Source organism: Helicobacter sp. 11S02629-2 (genome assembly GCF_002272875.1).
In the GTDB taxonomy this organism is placed as follows: Bacteria; Campylobacterota; Campylobacteria; order Campylobacterales; family Helicobacteraceae; genus Helicobacter_I.
Map to the genome: position 1 here is coordinate 1 of NZ_MLAN01000028.1, position 4,931 is coordinate 4,931.

A 4,931-nucleotide genomic window follows, 5' to 3' on the forward strand; every position below is an offset into this window, starting at 1 on the left:
AATTAAAGTTGCTGCTGATATTGGATTTCCTGTCACCTGTCCAGCCACTGCTTGAATCCCCGTAGCCCCTGCTAAAACTGCACTACTTGCAGCAGAAGATGAGTTCATAAAACTGCCATTTTCATCACAACTAGTTCTCGTGCGACTGATTCTATGAGTCTAGCATATTTTTCCTTCTCTAGGCTTTAAAGCCCTATTTTAGGGCACTTGCAGAGGGTAGAGTACTTCCTCCAGAGGCTATTTTCAGCACAACAAGAGAAAAACTTAAGAAATATTTAAGCTAACTTTCCATTTTTGGGTAACACTTGATTTTAAACCCAACACATAAAAGTTACTATACTAAACACTATCTACACCCCCGCCCATCTCCCCAAAGACCACAGCACCCAGCCTCGCCACTATATACGCCAGATTAGACCCCACAAATCCCACGCTAAGCCCGCAGTCCCGCACACCAAACATAGAAAACACCCGTATAAGAAGGATAAGAAGGATAAGAAGGATAAGAAGGATAAGAAGGATAAGAAGGATAAGAAGGATAAGAAGGATAAGAAGGATAAGAAGGATAAGAAGGATAAGAAAAAGCACCCTTCGCACTAAAAGGCAAAGCCATACCCTCCACCGCCAGCATCTCACCAAGCTACCACAACCCCAGCATCCCCCAACTCCCCCAAATATAAAAGCTAAGCCTGTGCCTACGACACCACAGTCCTAGACCACAAAGGTACTCACCAAAAAGCAAGCCACACCCAAGCCCCTCTTTAAAAGACAACCCTCCTGCCTTCACCCAAATCCTCCAAGCCACCAACCCTAAAAGCCCACCTAAGTGCTCACATACTAAAAAGCAAGCCATACCCAAGACCTAACACACAACTCCATAAAGACTAAACACTTCGCACAAAAACCAAAAGCCTCATCAAACCCAAACTAAAAAAAGACTAAAACCGACCCAAACTCCACAAAAACACCTATAGCTCTAACTCCACCAGTCTAAGCCCAAAAACTACCATCAAAACCCCAGCCACACCAAAAAGCAAACCGCCCCCCAAACCCACAAAGCCAAACCCCTCCTTGCCATCTCCCAACCACAAGCCCCCCAGCCAAACCCAAAACCCCGCAAAGCCAAAAAGCCCACCAAACCCCCCCCAAAAAAAGCAAGTCGCCACATAGTCCAAGCCAGCCACCAAACCGCACTTAACCCCTCGCCCCAGCCACCAAACCCCACCGCATATAAGAGCCCCCTTACTAATCCTAAGCCACCAAACCGCACTTAAAACCCTACAAAGACAAACCCCTCTTTGCCATCACTCAAGCCCAAAAAGCCACTAACCCTAAAAGCCCACCACCCCCAAAACCACCCCAAAAAGTAAAGCGCCTTTAAACATCACGCACTTTCACACTCAAAATCCCCCCACTTTCCACGCCAAAGCCCCAAAACTTCACATTTTCTTCATACTTTTGCCTTAGACTAAGTCATCCACAACTAAAAGAGGTGGCAAAGCCCCTTTTTTACACGCGGTCAGTCTTCAAAGTTAGTCTTCAAAGTTAGCCTTAAGCTAGCTTAAAGCCTAGTCTCTAAAAGGCAGCCAAAAGGCTCGCATTAAGCCCTTATCTTTAAGGCGGTCATGTTTGCGGTCATGTTTAAGGTGGGTCATATCAAGGCAGCCATGTCCAAAAGACGCGGACACCTTAAAGTAGGCACAGCGACATCCGCCCGCTTTGCATCTAAGTGCTTTTAGCCTAAAAGCACTTATCAGGATGCACAAAAGCCCTTCCCGCCAACCCTAAGTCAGGCGGGAGTTGATCTCAAGATAGACTTAGGCAAGCCAGTCCATAGCAAGCACACCAAAGCTAGCTAAAAGCGAAGGCAAAGCCAAGCAGCTAGTCAAAAAGTAGCTAGATAAAAGCAAGCCAAGCAGCCAGCTAAAAAACAGCCAGAGCAGTCAAAGGCTAGAGCAAAAAAAGCAAAGCCCGAAAGCAGCCAAAGGCTAGCTAAAAAAGGCTAAGGCAAAAAAGCTAGAGCAGCAAGCCCCTAGCAAACTTCTAGAAATAAGCCTCTAAGAAGCTAAGGAAGCAAGTCTCCAGCAAGGCAAGCCCACTAGAAAGAAAACTCCTAGTAAGCCTAGTAAGTAAACTCTAGCCTTACCAAAAGGCACTAGGAAGTAAAGCTTAGCCTTACTACTTTAAGCCAAAGGGACCCTAGCTTAAAAGTCTAGAAGAGACAAGGCTTCAAAAAGCCAAAAGAAAGCTGACTTTTAAGCCTCTAGATTCTATAAAAGTAAAGTGTATATTTCCTTTTTATGAGTAAAAACTATACTTTTCCCAAAGTACGCCTTTTTGACCTCTACTTCACCCCCTCCATCCTCACACCACTAAAAAAACCCTAGTTAAGTAAACTTTACCTTTACTTATTTTTTAGTAAAGGTAACTTAACTTTTACTATTTGCCCTTATTGCTAATATTTATTACCTACAATTTTTATCATTTTCTAAAAAATCACCTAAAAGTAAACTATATCTTTCTTTTTTGACCATTTTTCTGAGTTTTTTTTACACAAACCCCATTTTTTAAGAAAACTTTAAGCTATAAAGCAAAAAAGTGCCCTTAGAATTGTCCCAGTCACTAAATGGTGCGATCTTAAACATACAAAAGGATAAAAAATGGCAAAGGTTACTAAAGTCACTAAAATCATATTAGCAAGTAGTTTGATCTTGAGTTTAAGTTCTATGGCAACAGCGGCAGAGCACCATAGAAAAGATAGGAGAGATGCTAGACCGCAAGCTGAGAACTATGATATAAATGGTCTTAAAGTTATAGTAGGTGCTGGTGTTGGCACAGGTATAGGCGCTTCATCTGGTAATGGCGGCGTTACTATCAAGCCTTTTGGCGGTCTAAACGCTAAGTTAAAACTAGGTACAGGTATCTTCACTACTACTAAAAACAGCACTCTAGGTCTTCAAGCGACTATCGGCGTTGGAGCTAACAACCTTACTGCAGGTTTCAACACTCCTCAGTACTCTGTAAACCTAGACTTTATGCAAGCTTTCAAGCTTGGTCAAAGCGGTTATGTTAAACTTGGTTACATCGTAGGTGTAGGTGCAGCTATAAGAACTAACGACAACGTAAATAGTGGAAATGGCAGTTTTATGAACTCATCTTCTGCTGCAAGTTCTGCAGTTTTGGCAGGGGCTACGGGGGTTGGATCCTTGCTAAGTGGGGCAAACTTAGCAGGTATAGATCCAGTATTAAGTGCTAATCTTACATCTCAGTTAGATGCCATACAAAAGATACAAACTTCTTTGCAAAATATCTCTAATGATGCTATAGCTGGGCAAACTCAAGTGGGAGATGTAAGAAGTGTTATGAGTACTGGTTTGCAAAATATTACTGATTTGTATAATGGTATAAGAACAAATAATTCGAATTTTAGAGATGGAGGCAATGCAAATAACGATAAAACTAGATCAGGTGCCTATGGACAAGGTTTTGCAATAGTTGGCAGTATTTCTAGTTTACTGAATGGAAACACTAATTCTAATTTAAGTACTACTACGCTAAATCAAACTGCAACTAATTTATTAACAGCCTTTAATCAAACTTCAGGTGGAACTTCAAACTCTCTAGAAGATGGAATCAAAGCTCTTCAATCTGCACTTCGTACAGTTACTCCAACTACTATAGAAGCACAAAATCCAGCTTATATACAAGCAAGTACACAACTTAGTAGTTCGCTAAATGCATTAACAGATCCAAATACTGGAGCTATAGCTAAACTTCAAAGTGCTATACAAACTAATAAAGCAAATGTAGAGAAGTATAATATTGAAATAGGTAAAACACAGAAAAATCTTAGTGAAGCACTAAATACTGCAAGTTGGGATGCGGTCAATAACTTAAATAGCATGTATAAAGTTGCATCATCATTGAGATCTACTATATTAAATGGGATTAGAACAGATGCTGCAGGACATACACAAAACGATATAACAATTGATCTTGATAAGAATGCATTATTGACTAGTAGCTTTGATAGTACAACTGCCAAAGTTACCACAGAAGACCCAAAAACTAGCATAGACGCAGTAGCAAATGCTGTTGCTGAAGTAAAAGCAGCTATGGATAAAGTAAGTAAAGATGTACAAAATCTAGCTGTAATAAGAGCAGCCATATCAGCACAAAATTCTGCCTCCCAAGCTTCACTTAATGCCGCCACCAAAGACGCTGCAGCTAAACGTAATAATGCTGTAACCATCTTACCTACCGCTAAAGCTGGTATAGTTGCTTTCTTTGGTAAACATCAATCTGTATCAGTAGAGTATCAATACTATTTTAGAAATACTAATCCAAACTTTACTAGTGGTGAAGTAACTCTAAACTATGCTTATTACTTTGGTGGGAAGTAGGAAGTTATAAGTAGAAATAGATTCTAAGTTAGAACATAGAATCTAATAAATCCTAGCAACTTAGAGAGAAATAGATTCTATAAATGAAAATAGAATCTAAGAAGCGTGTGATTGTCATTTTGAAAGTCACACCTTCTGCTAGTACATGACTTAGATGGTAACTTCTAAAATTTAAAAACAGAATCTAAGGAATCCCAGTAACTTGGTGGAAAATAGATTCTAAGTTAGAAATAGAATCTACACAAGATAGAATCCAGACAAATAGGATAAAGTAAGATAAAGCTTAAGCTAAAAGTAAAGATTAGATTCTAAAACTTTAAGAATCTAAAAAATCCTAGCAAATACTAATTTGATACTAGTCCTCTAACAAGGACTAGTATTTAACTTTAAAACAAGCATCCAGCTTTAAACAAAACTAAGCTAATCTAAAACCAAAATAAAACTACTTAGCAGTGAATCTTTAATATTCTCCCGAGCTAAAGATCAAAATAAAATAGATATAGAAATAAAAGTCCACTTACTTAACTA

Annotated in this window: 2 protein-coding genes; one reads left to right on the forward strand and one right to left on the reverse strand. The window is 39.6% G+C overall.

Features of this window, described 5'->3' with window-relative positions; all coding sequences use genetic code 11:
* Positions 1 to 968 precede the first annotated feature (968 nt).
* A complete protein-coding gene (locus tag BKH40_RS08400; RefSeq protein ID WP_143428483.1) occupies positions 969 to 1,184 on the reverse strand; it encodes a hypothetical protein in 216 nt (71 codons plus the stop codon).
* Between the two features lie 1,476 nt (positions 1,185 to 2,660).
* Between BKH40_RS08400 and BKH40_RS08405 the strand changes: the two genes are divergently transcribed.
* Entirely contained in the window at positions 2,661 to 4,403 is a 1,743-nt protein-coding gene (locus BKH40_RS08405) for a hypothetical protein (RefSeq protein ID WP_095278577.1), read from the forward strand.
* The last annotated feature ends 528 nt before the right edge of the window (positions 4,404 to 4,931 follow it).

Excerpts from the sequence above, each read along its gene's own strand:
- BKH40_RS08405 (WP_095278577.1), top strand. The coding sequence starts at position 2,661 with ATGGCAAAGGTTACTAAAGTCACTAAAATCATATTAGCAAGTAGTTTG.